A 20,105-nucleotide genomic window follows, 5' to 3' on the forward strand; every position below is an offset into this window, starting at 1 on the left:
CTTGCCCCGGGGAGCCGGAGGGACACGCCGCGCATCCCCGGCCGGCTGCCGGACCAGGGCGCTGATCACGTTTCGTCGTCACCAGCCGAGCTCCGTATACAGCCGCCCGGCAACGACACCGTCGACGGCCGCCCGGGTGTAGGGAACGACCTGCTCCGGAAGGTCTTCGGGCCGCCACCACTCCCAGGCGAGGCACTTGTCGGGCTCGCGTACCTCCGGGGTTCCCTTCCACCGGCGGGCCCGGAAAACCAACTGCAGGCGGGGTTGGGCGCCAGGGGAGTCGACGATATGGACCGCATGCGCAAACTCGGCATCCATGGGGTCGATGACCAGGCCGGTCTCTTCGCGAGCTTCCCTGACCAGACACGCCACCGCGGACTCCTGCTCGCAGTGTCCCGCCGGGAAATGCCATGTCCCCCCGGCAAAGGCGGAATCCGGGTGGCGCAGCCCGAGCAGTACCCTCCCGTCGTCGTTCTCCAAGTAGAGGTGGACGCCGATGACGTTGAGGGCAGTCGCATGGGTGGTCGGCGTTCGGGCGTGTGAGACGGCAGCGTCCTTCGGCGTCGGGACAGGGAAGCACGCGGGCGCGGGGTGTGCGAGGGGCGGGATCACGTCGTCGCCTCCTCGACGGCGGCCGTCGCGGAGGCCGCAGCGGCGCGGGGTTGGTAGCCACCGGCCTGAAGGGTGAACATGGCGGCGTAGTCGCCGCTCAGGGCCATCAGTTCGTCGTGGGATCCGGACTCGACGATGCGACCGCTGTCGAACACATAGATCCGGTGACAGTCGATGACGCTGGCCAGTCGGTGGGAGATCAGCACGGTGATCTGGTCCTCGCGCAGCCGGCCGCGCAGTACCGCCTCGTAGACAGCGTGCTCGGACGGCGGGTCCATGCTGGCCGTCGGCTCGTCCAGCAGGAGCAGCGGCGCCTTCTTGTACAGGCCGCGGCCCACGGCGACTTTCGCCCACTGCCCGCCCGACAGCTCCTGACCGTCCTTGAACCGCTTGGACAGGATCGCTTCCCACTGGCCGGGCAGGGCGGCGATGACACCGTCGGCGCCGGAGGCCCGCGCGGCGTCCATCGCCCGCTGCGGATCGACGTCCACGAGAGTGCCGGTCGAGATGGCGATGTTCGACAGGGCGCTGAAAGGGAAGCGGACCGGCTCCTGCAGCACGCAGGCCACCTGCCGGTGGACCGACTGGGCGTCCATGTCACGGACATCGAGCCCATCCCAGCGCACGCAGCCCTGCTGCGCCTCGTACAGGCCCGCGAGGAGCTTGGCGCAGGTGCTCTTGCCCGAACCGTTGAGGCCGACGAAGGCCACCGTCTCCCCGGCGCGGAGGCTCAAGCTGATCCCGTCCAGGGCCGGTGTGTCCTGGCCGGGGTAGGAGAAGCGCACGTCCTCCAAGGTGATCGTCTTCACTTGCGTGGGCGCCTGCGACTCGGCTTTACGAGGCAACAGTTGGCGGCAGCGTTCCTGCACGGCAAGGAGGTCGTCCACCCATAGGGCGTGCTCGTAGACGAGGTGGGCGACCTCGACGAGCCGTGTCAGCGACGCCTGGCCTGCCTGGATGGCGATTACGGCACCGGCACCGTATGCCAGGGGCAGCCATCCGGCGATGAGCATGGCACCCAGCACCGTGTACGTGATGCCGGTCCCGAGCCCGCCCACAGCCCGCCCGGCCAGGTTCAGCATCGCGGAATGCATGCCCAGCCGGCTGTCCTCCGCCGCGATCTTGGTGGTCAGCCGGCGGTGCTCTTCCAGGAGCGCACCTTGCGCGGTGTCGGAGCGCAGTTCGGCGGCCGAGTCCACGTCGAGCATCAGCCACGAGAAGACCCGGACCCGGCGCTGCAGCGTATTCCAGCGTTTGAAGGAGTGGAATCTGGCGCGTGCGCCGCGGACGGCGGCCGCGCCGACCGGGACGACGGACAGCAGAAGCAGAGGCAGCAGGAGCGGGTGCAGGAGGCTCAGCACTCCGGCGGTGCCGATGAGCCCCAACGCGGCGGACGCGAGGGAGACGACCTGCCCGACGATCTGCCGTGCGTAGAACAGCCCTCGGTCGTTGGCGCGGTGTACCTCGTCGTGCCACTCGGCGTCCTCGACCGCTTCGAGACGCACGTGCGCGGTGAGCCGGAAGAATTCGCATTCGAGGGCCGTGCGGATCTTGGGCGTCACCCTGGCCTGAGCAGCCGCGACGGCGGCCTCCAAGAGCGCACGGGCCGCGAGGAAACCGACGACGAGGAGGATCTGGGGAATGGCGGCACGCACACGATCGGGCGTGGGGCCCTGGGCGAACAGGTGCTGGAGAACAGCGACCGAGGCGATCAGCCCGAAGGCGCTCATGACCGCCGATGCCAGTTGGCAGACGATGACCGTGACCGTGGCGGCAGGGTCCGCACGCCGGGCGAGCCGCCCGATCAGGGCCGTGATCCTGGGCAGTCGGCCAAGGACCTGCCACACCGTGGCGTTCGCGGCCGCGCCGTCGTGGACGGACCAGTACGCCTCCTTCATCCCGTCGGTCACGTCGCCGTCCTGCGGGCCGGTGGGGAACGCCGCGGGAGGCAGCGGGAGCGGGACGGACCGCGGCGCCGGAACACCCCCGTCGGCGGGGACCTTTGGACCGTGGGTGTTGGTCATCCCTCACGCCTCGCATCCGGCCGTGCCAAGCAGTGGGCGGAGGCGCCGACCTGCTGCAATCCGAGGGTGGGAAGAGCCGGGACAGGCCGCTGTCGTTCGAATCCAAGGAGCCGGCACGCAGAGGCGGGGAGAGGAGTCATCGTGTCCTCCAGCAGGTCGTCGAATGGCACGGGTGCTCTAGAAACGGGGCACCCGGCACGCCGTAACGGGTGACGACGAGGGGGTTTCTGGACGTCTGTACGAATGTCGCCGCTCGCAGCGGGAACGCGGGGCCATGCCTTTGAAACGCCCTCGTTCGAGCGATGGTCGCCCGTTCGGCCGCTTCCCCCGAAGGTTTCCGGCCAACCTGACACCCTGGCCGCCCCGTGCGGCGACTGCGCGGCGACAGTGCGCGCCGGGCGGCGTCATGGTGGCGGCAATGGCCCGAATCCGCGCGGCCGTACCAACGCCACGGAACCGGCGTGCCAGGCTGCCCACCCGGGTCCTCACCCGCCCCGAACTCCACCCGTAGGCCCGTCCTCCTGTGGCGAGTCGACGCGCATGTCCGTCATCACGGCAACGCCGCGACAGCAAGGAAACCCCATGTCCAGCGACCTGACACCCACACCAGAGGCGTCCACCGGCGGCTGCCTGTGCGGCCACATCCGTTTCGAAGCGATCGGGGAGCCCTACGACCCCCACGTATGTGCCTGCCCCCACTGCTCCCGCCTGTCCGGCGGCCCGATCATGGGCTGGGTCGGATTCCGCCGGACCGACTTCAGCTGGACCGGGCCCGGGACCCCCAGTTCGTACCGGTCCTGGCCCACGATGCAACGCTGGTTCTGCGCCCTGTGCGGTACGCCCCTCGGGGCTGCCGCCGACGGTGCGGAATACCTCGGGGTCTGTCTCTCGGCCCTGGACAACGGTGCCGGGATCACTCCCATCGGTCACAGCTTCCGCCACAACACGCCGACGTGGCTTCCGCCCATCCTCTCCACCCAACCACCGCCCGCATGAGCATTCTTTGGCGCTCCGTGGAGGGGTCTTCGGGCGGTCCGGGTCTGCGTGGATCCCGCCCGTTGTTTCGCGGGTCGGTCAGGGACACGTGCTTCGGCTCCGCACTCTCTCGATGCGCGGGACCCAGGCCCGAGCGCGGGGTGCTGGCGCTTTCCCGCGCCGGGCGCGGAGTTCCGAGGCACGGTGAATCACTGTGCCTCGGAGCCTGTGACCACGAGTCGGTGGACCGGCTGGTGCGCAGTGATGCCAACACTCTGCTGATGCCCCGTGGCGCGGGTGCGCCGCTCTCCGGCACTCCCAGCCCGCCGGCGCCGGGCACGAAGCCGTGCTCCAGGACGCCCTGGCGGTGTGATCCCGGCCGGACCGCCACACCGCCCAGCTTCCTGGGCACGTCGCCAAGTGGTACCCATGCCGTGTACGTCTCCTGGGCTCCCTGCTCGCGCGGGTGGTCCTGGCGCGGTGGGGTGGCGCCGGCCTCCGCCGTCTGGGGAAAGATCGGCCGGGCCGGCTTGGCCGGGCGAGGCGGAATCCGATCGTCCTCAAGGAGCGCCTCCGCGGCCTCCATGAGTGCCGGAGTGTGAGCCGGCGCCTCGTCACTCCTCCAGGCTCACCACCCGGCGGTAGGCGGCGTAGTAGCGCGGGTCCGGGGACTCGCACGCCGCCTCGGGGCGTACGACGTCCTGAGGGGCGTCACAGTTCCGGAGCCGGCCTTCCCGGGTGCACACCTGCAGGACGCTGTCGCGCACGGCGGCGACCTGTTCGCGGGGCAGCAAGCCCCGCAGCAGGAGACATCTCTCCTCCCGCATCCGGGCACGCAGCCGTTCTGCTTCCGCGGTGCTCCACCGGAACTACCGCATCTACGTCATCCCGTTTCGCCCATTGGTACGTGACGGATATGCGATCTCCAAGGGCCTTTGGCGAGGCCGAAGGAAGACGGCTCGCCACCTCGCCACCTCGCCACCTCGTCGGCTCGGAGGATGCTCAGTCGAGACAGAACTCGCTGCCCTCGATGTCCTGCATCACGATGCACGACTCGTTGGTGCCATCCGCAAGCAGTGTTCGCACGTGTACCGCGCCGAGCGCGACCAGTCGTGCGCACTCGGCCTGGAGTGTGGCGAGGCGCTCTTCGCCCACGAGCCCAGTGCCGGCCCGCACACAGAGATGCACCCGATTCTTGACGACCTTGCCTTCGGGAACGCGCTGGAAGAGCAGCCGCGGGCCCGCACCTGAGGGATCAACGCAGGAGAACCATTGCACCTGATACTCAGGCGGCAGCGAGCGATGGTAGTCGTCCCACGTGTCAAACCCCTTCGGTACCGGCGATACGACGTACCCCAACACCTCGCACCAGAAACGAGCAAGGCGCTCAGGTTCTGCGCAGTCAAAGGTGACTTGGAACTGCTTGATCGATGACATCGGCGCACCATAACAGGCGGCCTCTCTCGCATCTCCCGGTAGGAATCTGCACGTTGACGAGAGAATGGCCTCCGGTGGCTCCACTACGGCGACCAGGAGATCGCCCGGCTGGCCGTCACCGGCGCCGACATGCCATGAACCCACGCCGAAGCCGAGACACTTCCTGGCTTCGAAGTGTTCCATCCGGTCTTCACCGAACAAGAGCGTGCCATCGACGAGGAGGGCTGGGAGCGGGCAGACGCCTGCTACACCCAGATCCGCGGTGTGCCCACGATGACGTTCCCCGACGGCAGCCCGGTCGCTGAGTTCATGCTGCACAGTTCTGGCCCCAGCAACTACGACCGGTTCGCCGCACAGCGGCCTCGGACGGCCCAGATCCTGCTGGACATCATCGGCGAGCAAGCACGTAGAGCAATGCTCTTCGGCCACCCGCACCATCTGCCTGGTCCACAGCAACGACCCACAGATCCATTTCGGCCCTCTGGCCGCGATAACCAGTCACATGGAACCCCGGCGAATCGCTCGCCCGGTCCCGCAGAGCCAAGTGCCCGCGGCCGGTTGAACGGCAGGCTCAGGCGCGGCGGACCCGCCAGAGCCATGCTGCCGTGCCGGTCATCAGGGCGAGCATCGCCAGGTTGGCCAGGAGGGTCGGGGTGCCGGCCTCCGGGCCGATGCCGGACAGGTTCGCGGTGCTGAAGACGACGCTCGGCAGAACGGCGGCAAGCAGTACGCCGGTGGTCTTCTGGACGGCGGCCCAGTGCACCGAGGTGCAGAGAAGTACCGCGCCAGTGACGCGCAACAGGACGCCGAACAGCGGCCCGGGGAGGTCAGGGAAGACCATCATGAAGGGCATCGAGAGGGTGAGCATCAGGAGCGGGACCAGGGGGTGCACCTTGCTACGCCGGGCGGGTGTACCGACACCGCCGGGGGCCGGGGCCCCAGCGGCCCCGTTCCCCGCCTCGGCCAGCGCCGTCGCCGCGATCGTGCGGGGGTCCCCCAGCTCCGCCAGGACCTCGCCGATCGCGGCATCGGGGCGTTCGGCGCGCGTCACCTCGATGTGTTCGGCGAGGTCGGCGAGGAGTTCCTGGCGACGGTCGACGGGGAGCGCGGAGGCCTCGCGCTCGACGGCGGAGAGGTAGTCGCGTACGGGGTCGGCAGAGGTCTTCATGCGAGGTCTCCGGTAACGGGGTGGGGGGTGATCAGGAAAGCGTCGACGGCGTTGCGGAAGCCGGGCCGGACGCGGGTGAACTCGTCGGGTGCGGCCCGGCCACTGTCGGCGAGCGAGTAGTCGCGACGAGGTGGTCCGGAGGCGGACTCCTGCCAGGTAGTGGCGACCAGCTCGTCGCTGTGGAGCCGGGAGAGCAGCGGGTGGACCGTGCCCTGGCTGGTGGCCAGGGCACCCGAGTCCTCCAAGGCGTGGAGGAGTTCCACGCCGTAGCGGGGGCGGCCCCGCATCAGGGCGAGTACGCAGCACTCCAGGACACCCTTGCGCAGCTGGGGGGCTGCCCGGGCTTGCCTGGTCGAATCGCCTGGTTCCATGCGATGCAAGATACCTGGCGGGGCAAGTGGATGGGAAAGGGGGGCGCAGATTCCCTAACTCATCAATCTGGTGGGGCTGATGCTTACGACCTTTCGGGTCGTCACCAGGCGTGATCAGGCGGGTGACTCCGATAGATCCGCAGATCGGGAACGACTTCCGACGGCCTCGTGCGCGGCAGGCGCTCGGGCGCGTCAGCGGAGCCCGCTGCCGAGCGACGAGGCTGTGCCCAGGCTGGATGCAGTGGCGCGAAGGCATCTGCTTGTCGCGCACGAGGCCGTCAGGCAGCGGGGCCGGTCAGCCGTCCGGACCCGCGTTGTCGTTGTACTGCTTCAAGCAGGCGTCCTCGAAGGCCGACAGGGTGATCACGCCGTCTTTCTGGAAGGTCCGGTACTCCGCGACCACGGTCCAGCCGCGCTGATTGAGGACCGTCCGGGCCTCGTTGATCACCCCGTCGTCCATGTTCTTGCGCTCATAGCGTTTCTGGGGCTGCTGCCAGTCGCGCTCGCCCAGCTCGCCCACCACCGCCTCGTAGCGGGCGACGTCGACCGGGGTGGTCTCGGTACCGAACCCCTTGAAGGCGACGCCGCACGATTGCGGCGGCGAGTCGGCCGGGGTGCCCTCGCTCATACGGCCATATTCCGGCGCGTTCGCCGGAACGCCCGCGTCCGCGGCCGAGGTGTCGAGGTCCGTACGGACGACTTCCTTCGTGAGCAGCCCGGTGCCCTTGGGCCGGGGAGACGTCGGTGTGGCGGCTACCTCCGCGTCGGCCACATCGGCGCCGGCCGCCTCCGTGCCGGCATCACTTGTGCCGCAGCCCGCGGCTCCGAGCGCGATAGCCGCTACGGCCACGGTGGCCCACTTCGTCCTGCGCACAGTCGTACCCTCCCAGGTCGGGGGCAGTACGCCCCTGCGATCAAGGGACGAGTGTGCCATGGGGTATGGACAGAGCGGCCCCGGCTACCCGGCTGCTTTTCCGGCAGAACACCGGATGCCGGCCGAGCCGACGGGTGTCCGGCACTCTGAATCAAGAGGGAGTTCCCGCTGCCTGCCTGGTTCCGCGCGTTCGCTGACCCGATGCGCCGAGCGTCGATTCGGCATCATGGAAATTGGACGGTGAAGAGGTAGTCGGTCACGGTGAGCCACCATCGGTGGGTACGTGTCCCGTGGCAGCGGTGCGGTTTTTCCAGGACGTGCCGGGCAGTGGCACGGGTTGGTCAACTTCTCTGCTGGGCGGGGTGGTTGGCTCTACAGTGACGGGGCTCCCTGATGCTGGGCGACCACTCCACTGGGGCGCCTTTTGGACCGGATCGTGGTGGCTGAGGCCCCTGCGGTGGTGAGGGTGCGCACCAGTGGCTGTCCGGTTCCGCATCCCGCGAAGGGGGAGCATCAGTGGCGCATGGCCAGGATGGCAACGGGGACGGTGTTCTCGCGCGTCGGGAGGCGCAGGAGAGGAGGGACCGGCTGAAGGCCGAGTTCGGCAGCAGGCTCCGGACGCTGCTCGACCTGGCGGGTCTGAGCTCGCGTGAGTTCGCTCAGCGCTATCCCGCTTACAAGGACTCCGTGATCCGTTTCAAGTACCTCCCGGGCAAGAGCCTGCCTCCCTGGGATTTCCTCCATGACCTGCTCACCGAAGTCACCCGCCGTACCGATGACCCCGCCGGGCCGCAGCGCAGGACCGAGCTCTTCACCGCCTACCGCCAGATCCTGGTGGACATCGGCGCCGATGTCCGGGGCAGCGACCAGAACTCTCTCCTGCTGCGCCTCCTGGACGGCGAGGAGGCGCTGCGCCGGCTCGGGGAGGAGCTGGCCGAGGTCCGTGCGCGGGAGAACCGGCTCCGCACGGACCAGGAGGAGGAGAGCCGCACGGCGCGGCCTTCGCTGAGCACCGGCAGTCAGGACAGGAAGCACCAGCTCGAAGAGGAGAGCCGGCTTCTGGCGGAACGCCGCGACGAGCTCGTTCACCGCCGCGGAGACCTGATCGCCGAACTGGACGGGTGCCGTGCGCGCCTGGCCGTACTCGAAGAAGCCGACGGGCCGGGCGACCTGGTCCCGACGTCATCCGGGAGTGGTGCTGGTCCGCACCGCACGCCCTCCACGCCCTCCACGCCTTCCGATCCGCCCAAGCCCCCCGGGGTGGATCCCAAGAAGCCCGGCAGCCGCCCCGTCGCCCTGCTGATCGTCGGTGCCCTGGCTGTCGTGCTGCTGGCAGGAGGGGGCGCCGCGGTCGGCATCTGGGCGACCGGCACGCACGACACGACCGACCAGGCCGCCCCCTCGCCGACATCCGCCGCCTCGACGCCGGTCACGCCCACCCACACCCCCATCGCCCCATCCCCATCCCCATCCCACTCACCATCCCCATCCCTCTCACCGTCACCGTCACCGGCCCCGTCCGGCGAAGCGTCCGCGCCGCCTCCGGCTGCCGTACGTGTGCGCTGGCACGGAACGCTGACCCTGGACGACGGGAGCAGCACCGGGATCGTGACGGCAGCCTGGTCTCTGGACACCGTCCCGCCGCGGCGGGCACTCGCGGGGGATCTCGGCATGACCTGTCAGCTCGGCTGTGACGAGAGCCAGTTCACCGGTAACGCGATCGTGCTCTGGGACGGCGCGGCACCGCCCCGGCGCGAGCAGTGCGTCGGCCTCCTCAACACCAACCCGGGCCAGCGGAGCGTCAACGTCCCCGCAGGCTCCACCGCCTGCTTCGGAACCGCCGCCGGACGGGTCGGCTACTTCACACCCAGCGGCGCGGCGGCCAACGGCCAGGAAAGACTGCAGGCCACCGTTTGGGAACTGCCCTGACCCCCAATAGCAGCGTGGGCGCCCGGCCCGCCTTGGCGCCGTGCCCGACGGGTGCCCGGCTGATCCAGCCTCCGCGGGATCTGCCCAGGCCGTGGTCGTCACGTTCGGCTCGGTTGCCGCCCGGCGGTCTTTCCGGGCTTGCCCGGCACGGCCGCGTCCGCCTGGGCTTGCAGCCTGGTCAGCAGCGGGTTCGGGCCGGGCGTTTGTACTTTGGGTCCCGTCCCGTACCTCGGATACCCCGTCCGGAAGCTGTGGCGGCGTCGCCCCGAAGGGGATGAGCGGTCCGTCGACATCGAGAAAAGGGGATGGGACGTTGTGGCGGCCCGATCGCGGCTGGACCGTAGCGGCTGCGGGGAACATGCTCTATTCCTGTCTCCATGAATGGTGTGGTGTGGCTCGTGCTGAGCACGAGCGGGCTCCTGGTGGCCCTGAACCTCGGCATTGGCGGACTGGCCCTGTCGAGTTACCGGACCGGGTCGCGGACGGCGGACCGGCTGATCGCGTCGGGCGAGTTGGACGAGTACCACGCGGCATGGCTGCTCGGGCCCGGATTCCGACGGTCGGATCCCTGGCAACGGGAGTGTGCGGCGGCCGAGATGGCTGTGCGGTCGCTGATCACGGCAGGGCTGGTGAGGCTCGACCTCGATGGACGGACCAGCCCTGAGATCCAGCTCGACCCTGCCGTATGGCTCGACCCGGATCAACCACTCCTCCCCTCAGCCGAGTTGGACCAGGAGGTCGCGGTTGTTCCGGAGCATCCCCTGGCCCTGGAGGCGTGGCGGTTCGCCCGCGATTCGTGGTCCGCCGGACGGCCCGTGACGGTGAAGGCACTCACCGCCCACCCCGCTTTCAAGACGGCTTGCAGGGCCCACTCGGAGCAGGTGTCCGGGTATCTGCCGCTTCATCGCACGCGGCGCGACAACCGCGCCGACCGCGCACCGTGGGCGGCAGGGCTGATCGCCGCAGGATGGATCACGGTCAACACCTGCGTACTACTGGCCCGCAAGGTCTCCGGTGAACGCGGCATCGGGGCCGAAGGGGGCTACGAGAAGTTCGACAAGGTGCTGGCCGCGACGCTGGGCACCGCAGCGCTCTCCGGGTTCCTCCTGGTGACGTTCCACGTCCTCGTCTGGCGGGCGTGGCAGGACCGGTGGCCCCAACGGCTACGCACCCACTGTCAGGCCATGGTCCGGCAGGGCCCCGAGACTCGGTCACCCCTGTCGCGGCCCCCACATTGATCCCTCCCACGGACGACCTCGCCCTCGACTTCCCGCAGGTTCTGTTCGCGGTCGAGGTGTCGGGGGTTTCCGGCGCAGGCACCGTGGGACTGGAGGCGGCATGACCGCCCAGGCCGTATCCCAGAAAGGCGCGGATCTCCGCCCGGTGGCCCTTACCGCCAGCCAGGGGCCGGTGAGGCTGTCGTGGCCGCCGATCCGACGCCACACGATGCGGCGCACTGCCGCATCCGGTGCACACCTTGCGGTGTGGTGCACGTGACCGGGAAATTCGCCCACCCGCACAACGGCGACCCACACCGGTTTCGGCGTCGAACCCACCCCGTCGAACCCACCCCGTAGAAGACCGGCCCTTCCTGCCGGGCCAACCTACGTTGACAGAACAGCTAGCCATCGTTGGTCGTCCTCACAGGCCTGGCATGCGGACGGTGGCGCCGGGGCGGCCATGCCGCCGCCGCACGTACTGCATCAACGCGTCAACCACCCGCGTACGCGAGCGGGTGGTCCGCCGCACAAGTTGGCTGAACACCCGCAGGGCAGCAACTGCCCCTGAAGTTGGGCTTCTGCCCGGGGCAGACCTACTGGTGATGACCGGGCCGGTGAGCCGAAGGCAGATCCGATGACCGGGACCAGCCGGTGAAGAGTGTCCAAGGTCGCGGGGAAGGTTCGGGGAGGGACCCGGACGCGGTCCGCCCATCGTCGGGAGGCAACCCGGTGAACCGTGCGGTCGTCCTCAACGACGGGTCATCTCAAGGAGGTCATACGGTGGGTACGCACGCCGACATCGTCACACCACTGCCGGAACTGCTCAGGCACCACGCCCGGCGCCTGGGGGACAAGGTCTGTTTCCAGGACCGGCTCAGGCATGTGACCTACCGGGAGCTGGAACGGAGGACCGCGCGGCTGGCCGGTCACCTTGCAGATCTCGGCCTGGCGCGCGGTGACCGAGTGGCCGTACTGCTCGGCAACCGAGTCGAGACGGTCGAGAGCCTGCTCGCCGTCACCAGGGCCAGCGGTGTGGGCGTACCTCTGGACACCGGGAACTCGGAGGGGGAGCTGACCCGTCTGCTGGATGACAGCGGGGCACGGGTGCTCATCACCGATGGCGCCTGCCTGACGCGGCGGCCGACGCTGGCACTGCGGCCCGGGCTGACCGTGGTGGTGGCCGAGGGCGGGGACGGGGACAGGGACGAGAGCGGCGACGAGAGCGGGGACGAGGGCGGGGCCGGGGAACGGTCCGCCGCGGGCGCGGAGGGCGTTCTGCGGTACGAGGAGTTGGCGGAGACGGAGCCGCGAACGCCGGCCCGGGACGATCTCGGACTGGACGAAGTGGCCTGGTTGCTCTACACCTCGGGCTCCTCCGGCGTACCCAAGGGCGTTCTGTCCACCCAGCGCAACCGCCTCGCGCCGGTCGCGACGGGCCTCGTCGGCGTCCTGGGCCTGTCCGAACGGGACCGCGTGCTGTGGCCGTTGCCCCTCCATCACGCGATGAGCCAGGTGGTGTGCTTCCTCGGGGTGACCGCGGTGGGGGCGAGCGCGGTGCTGCTGCCCCGGTTCTCGGTGGCGGGGGTGCTCGGCGAACTGCGTGGTGAGGATGCCTCGTTCACCTTGCTCGGCGGGGTCCCCACGACGTATTCGGCGTTGCTCGACGCGGTCCGGGGCGAGGAGAGCGGCGAGGACGGAGGCGGTCTCGGCGCCCCCGCGCTGCGGGGTTGCGTCAGCGCCGGCGCCGCGGCGGGGCCCGGGTTCCGCGAATCCTTCGAGGCCATCTGCGGTGTCCCCTATCTGGAGCACTACGGCAGCACGGAGGCGGGCCCGGTCACCATGCCGGCGCCGGGCGAGGCGATCGTGTCCGGAGCGTCTGAGGTATCTGAGGTGTCTCAGGCGTCTCAGGCGTGCGGCCGGGTGCTGCCCGGCACCCGGGTCCGGGTCGGCGGGGGCCCCGACGGCCGGGACACGGGCGAGGGCGAGTTGTGGGTCAACGGGCCCGGGGTCATGGCCGGATACCACGGCAGGCCGGAAGCCACCGCGGAGGTACTGCGCGACGGCTGGTTCCGCACGGGTGACCTGGCCAGGATCGATGCCTTCGGTGGACTGGCCATCACCGGCCGGGCGAGTGATCTGATCATTCGAGGCGGGGTGAACATCCACCCTGCGGAAGTGGAGGCGGTGCTGCGGCGGCTGCCCGGAGTGGCGGACGCCGCCGTGGCAGGGCGCCCGCACCCCGTCTTCGGCGAGGTACCGGTCGGCTATCTGGTCCCCGAGCCCGGTGGCGGCGTGCTGGACAGGGGGCGCGTCCTCGCCGCCTGCCGTGCGGAGCTGTCCAGCTTCAAGGTGCCGGTCGAGCTGTTCGAGGTGGCGGAGATTCCCCGTACCACCTCCGGGAAGACCCTGCGGCGCGACCTCGCCGGCCTGCCCGCGCGGGCGCTGGTCGCGGAGGCCACCGGGAAGCCGCCGGAGGACCTGCTGGCCCTGGTACGGAACGAAGTGGCGGCCGTGCTCGGCTGTACGGCCGAGGCGGTGGAGCCGAGCACGGCACTGCGGGACCTGGGCATGGACTCCCTGACCGCGACGGTGCTGCGGGAGCGGCTGTCGGCGGCCACCGGCCTGTCGCTCTCCGAGGCCGTCGCCTTCGACTTTCCCACGGCCGCCGCACTCGCCGACCACCTCGGGGCACAGTACGCCGCCGCGCCGGCCGGCGCCGCGCCCGTGAACCGGAGTGCGGCCCGGTCGGACGACGACCCCGTGGTGATCGTGGGGATGGCATGCCGCTATCCCGGAGACGTGACCTCTCCCGAGGAACTGTGGCGGCTGGTGGCCGACGGGAAGGACGCCATCGGCCCCTTCCCCACCGACCGGGGCTGGGACGCCGAGGCACTGTACGACCCGGATCCGGGGCGGCCCGGACGGACGTACGTGCGCGAAGGCGGTTTCCTCTCCGGTGTGGACCGCTTCGACCCCGGCTTCTTCGGCATCTCTCCCCGCGAGGCGCTGGCCATGGACCCGCAGCACCGGCTGCTGCTCGAAGTCGCGTGGGAGGCATTCGAGCACGCCGGTCTCGTCCCCGACGCCCTGCGCGGTTCGCCGACCGGGGTGTACGTCGGGCTGATGTACAGCGACTACGCCCGCCACCTGACAAGGACGCCCGAGCATGTCGAGGGCTACCTCGGCCTCGGTAACGCCGGAAGCGTCGCCTCGGGTCGTATCGCGTACACCTTCGGCCTCGAAGGCCCGGCCCTCACCGTGGACACGGCGTGTTCCTCGTCCCTGGTGGCTCTGCACCTGGCGGCCCAGGCGCTGCGCCGGGGCGAGTGCGCCTTCGCGTTGGCCGGTGGCGCCACGGTGATGTCGGGACCCTCATCGTTCGTGGAGTTCAGTCGTCAGCGGGCGCTGGCTCCGGACGGCCGCTGCAAGGCGTTCGGCGCGTCGGCCGACGGCACGGGGTGGGCCGAGGGCGCTGGAATGCTGCTGCTGAGCCGGTTGTCCGAGGCGCGCCGCGCCGGACTTCCGGTACTGGCCGTGGTGCGCGGCTCGGCGGTGAACCAGGACGGGGCGAGCAACGGGCTGACCGCACCGCACGGACCGGCGCAGCAGCGGGTGATCCGGCAGGCCCTTGTGGACGCGGGGCTGAATGCCGGGGACATCGACGCGGTGGAGGCGCACGGCACCGGCACCCGGCTGGGAGACGTCATCGAGGCGGAGGCCTTCTTCGCGACGTACGGGCGGCAGGCGCGGCAGCGTCCCCTCCGGCTGGGCTCGGTGAAGTCGAACATCGGTCACACCCAGGCGGCTGCCGGAGTGGCCGGCGTGATCAAGATGGTGCAGGCGATGCGGCACGGTGTGCTGCCGCGTACGCTGCACGCCGACGAGCCGACCCCCCGTGTCGACTGGTCGACGGGGCGGATCGCGCTGCTGAGCCGGGCGGTGGAGTGGCCCGCGACGGACCGTCCGCGCCGGGCGGGGGTGTCCTCGTTCGGCATCAGTGGCACCAACGCCCATGTGCTGCTCGAAGAGACTCCGGACGACGCGGAGGCCGCACCACCGAATGCCGTGGCGGACGGCGGGACCACAAGCGGCCACGTCGGCTCCGGGGCGGCGCTGGAATGTGCGACACGTCCCGGACCGGCGGCGGTGGCCTTTCCGGTGTCGGCCAGGAGCGTGCCGGGGCTGCGGGCCCAGGCGCGACGGCTGTACGACCATGTGGTCGCCACGCCTGACGTGTCCCTGGTGGACATCGGGTACTCACTCGCCACCACGCGTGCGGCCTTCGAGCACCGGGCCGTGCCGGTGGCCCATGACCGTGCCGAACTGCTCGGCTCCCTGCGGGCCGTGGCGGAGGACGGCGGGCGGCCCGGAGTGCACACGGGCACGTCCCGCCACCACGGCCCGCTGGCCCTGCTGTTCACCGGCCAGGGCAGCCAGCGCGTCGGCATGGGCCGTGAACTGTACGAGTCGCGGGATCTGTATCCGGCCTTCGCCGCTTCGTTGGACGAGTGCTGTGCCCTGCTCGACACGCTGCTGCCGCTGCCCCTGCGGGACGTCATGTTCGCCGGGCCCGGTACGGAGACGGGCGCGCTGCTGCACACGACCCGGTTCACGCAGCCGGCGCTCTTCGCCGTGGAGACGGCCTTGTTCCGGCAGTTCGAGGCCTGGGGGGTACGCCCCGACCTGGTGGCCGGGCACTCGGTGGGTGAGGTGACGGCGGCACATGTCGCCGGGGTGTTGTCCCTCGCGGACGCGTGCACACTGGTGGCGGCCCGGGGCCGGCTGATGGACGCGCTGCCTCCGGGCGGCGCGATGGCGGCTGTGGCCGCCGGTGCGGACGAGGTGGCCGCCCACCTCGCCGAGACCGGGTGTGCGGCGGAGATCGCCGCGGTCAACGGGCCCGCCTCGGTGGTCGTCTCGGGCGACGAGGCCGCGGTGGGGGAGGCCGCCGCGTACTTCCGGAAGCTGGGCCGTTCGGTGACGCCGCTGCGGGTCGGCCATGCCTTCCACTCCGCTCGGATGGAGCCCGTGCTGGCTGACTTCGCGGACGTGGTCCGGCGTCTTTCCTTCGCCGCGCCGCGGCTGCCTCTGATCACCGCGGTGCCGTGCCGGGCGGCCACCGACGAGGAGCTGTGCACACCGGAGTTCTGGGTGGACCATGTCCGCCGTCCGGTCCTCTTCGCCGATTCGGTGGCGCACCTGGGTGACCGGGGCGCGGCACACTACGTCGAACTGGGACCGGACGCGGTGCTCACCGGCCTGGTACGAGATTGCCTCGCCTCATCCGGACCGACCCCGACCGACCCGGCCCCGACCGACCCGGACACGGGTGAAGCGGACGGCGGCAGGCGGGGCCCGGCACCGCTGGTCCTGCCGACACTGCGAGGGAAACGGCCGGAGGCGGACGCGCTGCTCGACACGCTGGCCGCGCTGCACGCCCACGGCCTGCCCGTCGACTGGCGGGCCGTCTTCGCCGGGCGCGGCGGGCGGCGCGTCGCACTGCCCACGTACGCCTTCCAGCGCCGCCGGTACTGGCTGGAGGCCGCCCCGGAGCGTACGTCCGTGTCCCCGACGGCCGAGTCCGCCCATCCGTTCCTGCAGTCGGGCACCCGCACGGCCGACGACGACGGGTTGCTCCTGAGCGGGGTGCTTTCGGTGCGCGACCAGCCGTGGCTCGCCGACCATGTGGTGGCCGGCCAGATCTTGCTACCGGCGACCGCCTTCGTTGAAATGGCCCTCTACGCCGGTGAGTTGGCGGGTGCGTCTGTTTTGGACGAGCTCGTTCTGACCGCGCCGCTGCCCTTGCCCCCGGACGGTGCCGTCGCCTTGCAGGTGAAGGTGGCGGGGGTGGACGAAGCGGGGCGGCGGACCGTGCTCTTCCACTCCCGGCCGCACACTCCGGCGGGTGATCGGCCCTGGCTCCGGAACGCCGCCGGCACTCTTTCGTCGTCCGCGCAGCCGACCGCAGACGGGGCAGCGGCCACCGCCGGGACCACCGCCGGGACCAGCGGCGCGTCCGGGCCGGATGCGTCCCGGCCGGATGCGTCCTGGCCGCCGGAGGAGACGGTGCCGCTGCATGCCGACGGTCCGGGGAGCGGACCGTACGAGCGGCTGGCCGCCGACGGGTTGCGCTACGGCCCCGCATTCCAGGGCATGCGTGCCGCCTGGAGGCGCGGGGAGGAGCTGTACGCCGACGTCGCGCTGCCCGAAGCGGCCCGCGCCCCGCGCCCGGAGGCGGGCGGCCCGGACTTTGTCCTGCATCCCGCGCTGCTCGACGCGGCGCTGCACGCCCTGGCCCTGGACAGCCTTGTCACGAACGATTCCGGGACAGCCGGTCCGGCGACCGGCGGGTTGTCCCTGCCGTTCGCCTTCAGCGGAGTGCGCGTGCACACCACCCGCGCACAGCGCTTGCGGGTACGGCTGACCCTCGGGCCCGACGGGCAGGCCGGAGTGGAGCTGACCGACGAGACGGGCGCGCTGGTGGTGACGGTTCGTTCGCTGACGCTCCGGCCCCTTCCACGTACCGGCTCGGCGACGGCGGACGCGGCCACCGGTGCTCTCCACCGGACGGACTGGGTGCCGCTGGCCCAGTCGCCCTCACCCGTGGTGATGCCCCGCTGGGGGGTTCTGGGCACGGCGGGCACCCGGCCGGTGGACGCCCTCGCGCCCCCGGGTTCCGGCGTCCCGGTGTACCCCGGCCCGGCGGCGTGCGACGCGTCCTCGGCCGTCGTCGTGGCACCGTGCCCGCTGCCCGACACGACCGGCGACGCGCAGGACCAAGCTGCCGGGATGCTGCGGGCAGCGGAGTGGGCGCTGAAGCTCGTCCAGGAGTGGCTGGCCGAACCGCACCTGTCCCGCTCCCGTCTCGTCCTCGTGACGTCCGGCGCCATGGCTTCCGCCGACGACCGTTTCCGTGCGGACGGCACCGGTCGCGCGAATGAAGGCCGGTCCGGCGAGACAGCGTCCGTACCCTTGCACGCACCGGTGTGGGGACTGGTCCGCTCCGCCCTGCGCGAGAACCCGGGCCGCTTCGCCCTGATCGACGTGGACGAACACCCCGGCTCCTGGAGCGCCCTGCCCGCCCTGCTGGCCGCCCCGGTACCGGAGGCGGCCGTATGCCGAGGGACGGCGTACGTGCCGAAGCTGGTGCCACTGGCCGAGGCGGCACCGAAGCCGCCCGAGCGGCGGCCGCTCGACCCGGAGGGCACCGTCCTGGTCACCGGAGGCACCGGTTCCCTGGGCATGCTCGTGGCGCGGCACCTGGTCACCGCCCACGGACTCCGGCATCTGCTGCTCGCCGGCCGACGCGGGCCGGACGCCCCAGGGGCCCGGGAACTCGTCGCGGAGCTGCGTGAGGCGGGCGCCCAGGTGAGCGTTCACGCCTGTGACGTCGCGGACCGGACCGCGCTCGCCGCCCTGCTCGACGCGGTACCGGCGGCCCACCCGCTGACCGGTGTGGTGCACACAGCGGGGGTGCTGGACGACGGCGTCGTCACGGCGCTCACCACCGACCGTCTGAGGCAGGTGCTGCACCCCAAGGCGGACGCCGCTCTCGCTCTGCACGAACTGACCCGGGGACACGACTTGGCCGTGTTCGCGCTGTTCTCCTCGGTGGCGGGCACCTTCGGCTCCGCCGGCCAGGCCAACTACGCCGCGGCCAACTGCGCGCTGGATGCCTTGGCACGACACCGCGGGCGGCTCGGGCTGCCCGCTACGTCGATCGTCTGGGGCCCCTGGCGGCAGAACGACGGCATGATGGAGCACCTCGGCGACGCGGATCGGCAGCGGATGGACCGCGCCGGATTCGGCCCGCTCGGGCCGGAAGAAGGCCTGGCCCTCTTCGACGCCGCCGTGGCAGGGGACGAACCCGTGGTGGTGGCGGCCCGCCTCGCCCCGTCCGCCCTCCGCGCCGCCGACCCGGCGGCGAACGGCCTCCGAACACCTGCCGCCGACGCGGGCGAGGGGGACGGGGACCGACTCGGCCGGGCGCCGACGGCTGCTCGCCCCGGCGAGCAGGGCGGGGCGCTGCTCACGAAGGTCCGGACCCCGGCCGCCCGCGTCCTGGGCCACGGGGAGGGGGCGAGCGAGATCGACGCGGACACCCTGCTGGCGGACCTGGGGCTGGACTCCCTCGCCGCGGTCGATCTGCGCAATGAACTCGCGGCGTGGACGGGGCTGGCACTGCCGTCCACGCTACTGTTCGACTTCCCGACGCCGCGCGTGCTCGCCGCCGAGCTGACGCGGCGATTTGCCGCCGAGGCACCTCCTGCGGGCGCCGCGCCCGAGGGCACGGCACGGTCCGAGGCCGCCGGCCCTGCGGGCTCCCCGGGCCTACCGGCGAACGACGGCGTGGGCGGCGGTCCGGCGGTGGGCACCGGGCCGGACGCCCGGGTGCGGGTCGCCGACGCACCGCACGCCGGGGGAGCTCCGGACTCCCTGGGTGCGCTCTTTCGCACCGCCTGCGCCCGGGGACGGAGCTGGGACGGCATGGTGCTCCTCACCATCGCCGCGCGCCTCCGCCCGGTCTTCGACAGGACCGGGGCGCCCGGTGCGATGCACGAACCCGTCATGCTCACGGCGGGCGGAACCGGGGCCCGGCTGGTCTGTTCCCCCGCGCTCAGCGCCCTGTCCGGACCGCAGGAGTACGCGCGCCTCGGTGCCGGGCTGCGAGGGCTGCGGCCGGTTTCCGCGGTGCGGCACCCGGGGTTCGAACCCCGAGAAGCGCTGCCCGCCACACTGGACGCCTTCGTCACCGCCCAGGCCAACGCCGTCCGCGCGGCCGCGGCCGATGGCCCCGCGGTGCTGCTGGGGCGGTCGGCCGGTGGCTGGGTGGCCCATGCCGTGGCCGAACGCCTGGAGGCCGAGGGCGCCGCTCCGGCGGCCGTCGTCCTGGTGGACACCTATCCCCCCGGTCACGGTGACCGGGGCCAGGCGCTCTCCGCGATGACCTCGGACATGCTGCGCCGGGCGGGGGAGTTCGCCTCCGCCGAGACCGACCGGCTCACCGCCATGGCCGGATACTTCGAGCTCTTCAGCGACTGGAAACCCGCGCCGCTCGCCTGTCCCACCCTGTACGTACGAGCCCGGGACCTGCTGCCCGGCGCCGAACCCGCCCCGGACTGGAGCCTGCCGCACGCCGAGGTCACCGTGCCCGGGGACCACTTCACCATGCTGGAGGAACACGCCCGTACCACCGCACTCGCCATCCACCGATGGCTCGGCAGCCGGGCCTGAAGACGTCCGGGGACCGGCTCGGGTACGGGTGTGTGGAACGGCTCCGTCCCACACACCCGTACCCCTCCCCGTACCCGTAGCGGACCGGCAGCAACGCTCTCACGGCCTTCATGAGTGCCGCACTCGCCGTCGAGCTGGGCGACGACACCTTCTGGCCTGCCCCTGGAGATGGCTGAGGCGCTGGTCGGGCCCGTGCGCCGAGCGGGAAAGGAAACAGGTCCAATGCCGGTCAGGGCTATGGAACCCCATGGGTCTGACTCT

At 71.4% G+C, this 20,105-nt stretch carries 11 protein-coding genes; 4 read left to right on the forward strand and 7 right to left on the reverse strand.

Translation table 11 applies throughout. The features are described 5' to 3' along the window. Positions 1 to 78 precede the first annotated feature (78 nt). Together OG413_RS38685 and OG413_RS38690 are read right to left on the reverse strand one after the other, a co-directional pair. On the reverse strand, positions 79 to 612 hold the full coding sequence (locus OG413_RS38685) for an NUDIX domain-containing protein (protein WP_266813919.1): 534 nt from the start codon (positions 610 to 612) through the stop codon (positions 79 to 81). Beyond that, positions 609 to 2,636, reverse strand: coding sequence for an ABC transporter ATP-binding protein (locus OG413_RS38690; protein ID WP_266813921.1), 2,028 nt, complete (start codon positions 2,634 to 2,636; stop codon positions 609 to 611). Before OG413_RS38690 ends, OG413_RS38685 begins: the two co-directional genes overlap by 4 nt. Before the next feature lie 582 nt (positions 2,637 to 3,218). Here OG413_RS38690 and OG413_RS38695 point away from each other — a divergent pair. Further along, on the forward strand, positions 3,219 to 3,632 hold the full coding sequence (locus OG413_RS38695) for a GFA family protein (RefSeq protein ID WP_266813923.1): 414 nt from the start codon (positions 3,219 to 3,221) through the stop codon (positions 3,630 to 3,632). A 593-nt stretch (positions 3,633 to 4,225) separates the two neighbouring features. Here the strand turns inward: OG413_RS38695 and OG413_RS38700 are convergent. The 5 genes from OG413_RS38700 to OG413_RS38720 form a co-directional block, all read right to left on the reverse strand. Continuing rightward, positions 4,226 to 4,438 (reverse strand): hypothetical protein, encoded by a 213-nt coding sequence (locus OG413_RS38700; protein WP_266813925.1) that lies wholly within the window; start codon positions 4,436 to 4,438, stop codon positions 4,226 to 4,228. A 175-nt stretch (positions 4,439 to 4,613) separates the two neighbouring features. Further along, positions 4,614 to 5,048, reverse strand: a complete 435-nt coding sequence (locus OG413_RS38705; protein WP_266813927.1) for a VOC family protein — start codon at positions 5,046 to 5,048, stop codon at positions 4,614 to 4,616. 571 nt (positions 5,049 to 5,619) lie between these two features. Next, on the reverse strand, positions 5,620 to 6,216 hold the full coding sequence (locus OG413_RS38710; protein WP_266813929.1) for a hypothetical protein: 597 nt from the start codon (positions 6,214 to 6,216) through the stop codon (positions 5,620 to 5,622). Beyond that, positions 6,213 to 6,587 carry a PadR family transcriptional regulator gene (locus OG413_RS38715; protein ID WP_266813931.1) on the reverse strand — a complete coding sequence of 125 codons (375 nt, stop codon included), beginning with the start codon at positions 6,585 to 6,587 and terminating at the stop codon, positions 6,213 to 6,215. The genes OG413_RS38710 and OG413_RS38715 overlap by 4 nt, the downstream gene beginning before the upstream one ends. A gap of 295 nt (positions 6,588 to 6,882) precedes the next feature. Further along, positions 6,883 to 7,461 (reverse strand): hypothetical protein, encoded by a 579-nt coding sequence (locus OG413_RS38720; protein WP_266813933.1) that lies wholly within the window; start codon positions 7,459 to 7,461, stop codon positions 6,883 to 6,885. Positions 7,462 to 7,977: 516 nt separating this feature from the next. Here OG413_RS38720 and OG413_RS38725 point away from each other — a divergent pair. From OG413_RS38725 to OG413_RS38735, 3 genes are all read left to right on the forward strand, one after another. Next, the gene (locus tag OG413_RS38725) at positions 7,978 to 9,390 is read left to right on the forward strand and encodes a hypothetical protein (protein ID WP_266813935.1); all 1,413 of its coding nucleotides are present in this window, start codon (positions 7,978 to 7,980) and stop codon (positions 9,388 to 9,390) included. A 377-nt stretch (positions 9,391 to 9,767) separates the two neighbouring features. Continuing rightward, positions 9,768 to 10,628 (forward strand): hypothetical protein, encoded by an 861-nt coding sequence (locus OG413_RS38730; RefSeq protein WP_266813937.1) that lies wholly within the window; start codon positions 9,768 to 9,770, stop codon positions 10,626 to 10,628. Positions 10,629 to 11,390: 762 nt separating this feature from the next. Beyond that, complete coding sequence (locus OG413_RS38735) at positions 11,391 to 19,844, forward strand: type I polyketide synthase (protein WP_266813938.1); 8,454 nt, start codon at positions 11,391 to 11,393, stop codon at positions 19,842 to 19,844. Positions 19,845 to 20,105 lie beyond the last annotated feature (261 nt).

The organism is Streptomyces sp. NBC_01433, assembly GCF_026340105.1.
GTDB lineage: Bacteria > Actinomycetota > Actinomycetes > Streptomycetales > Streptomycetaceae > Streptomyces.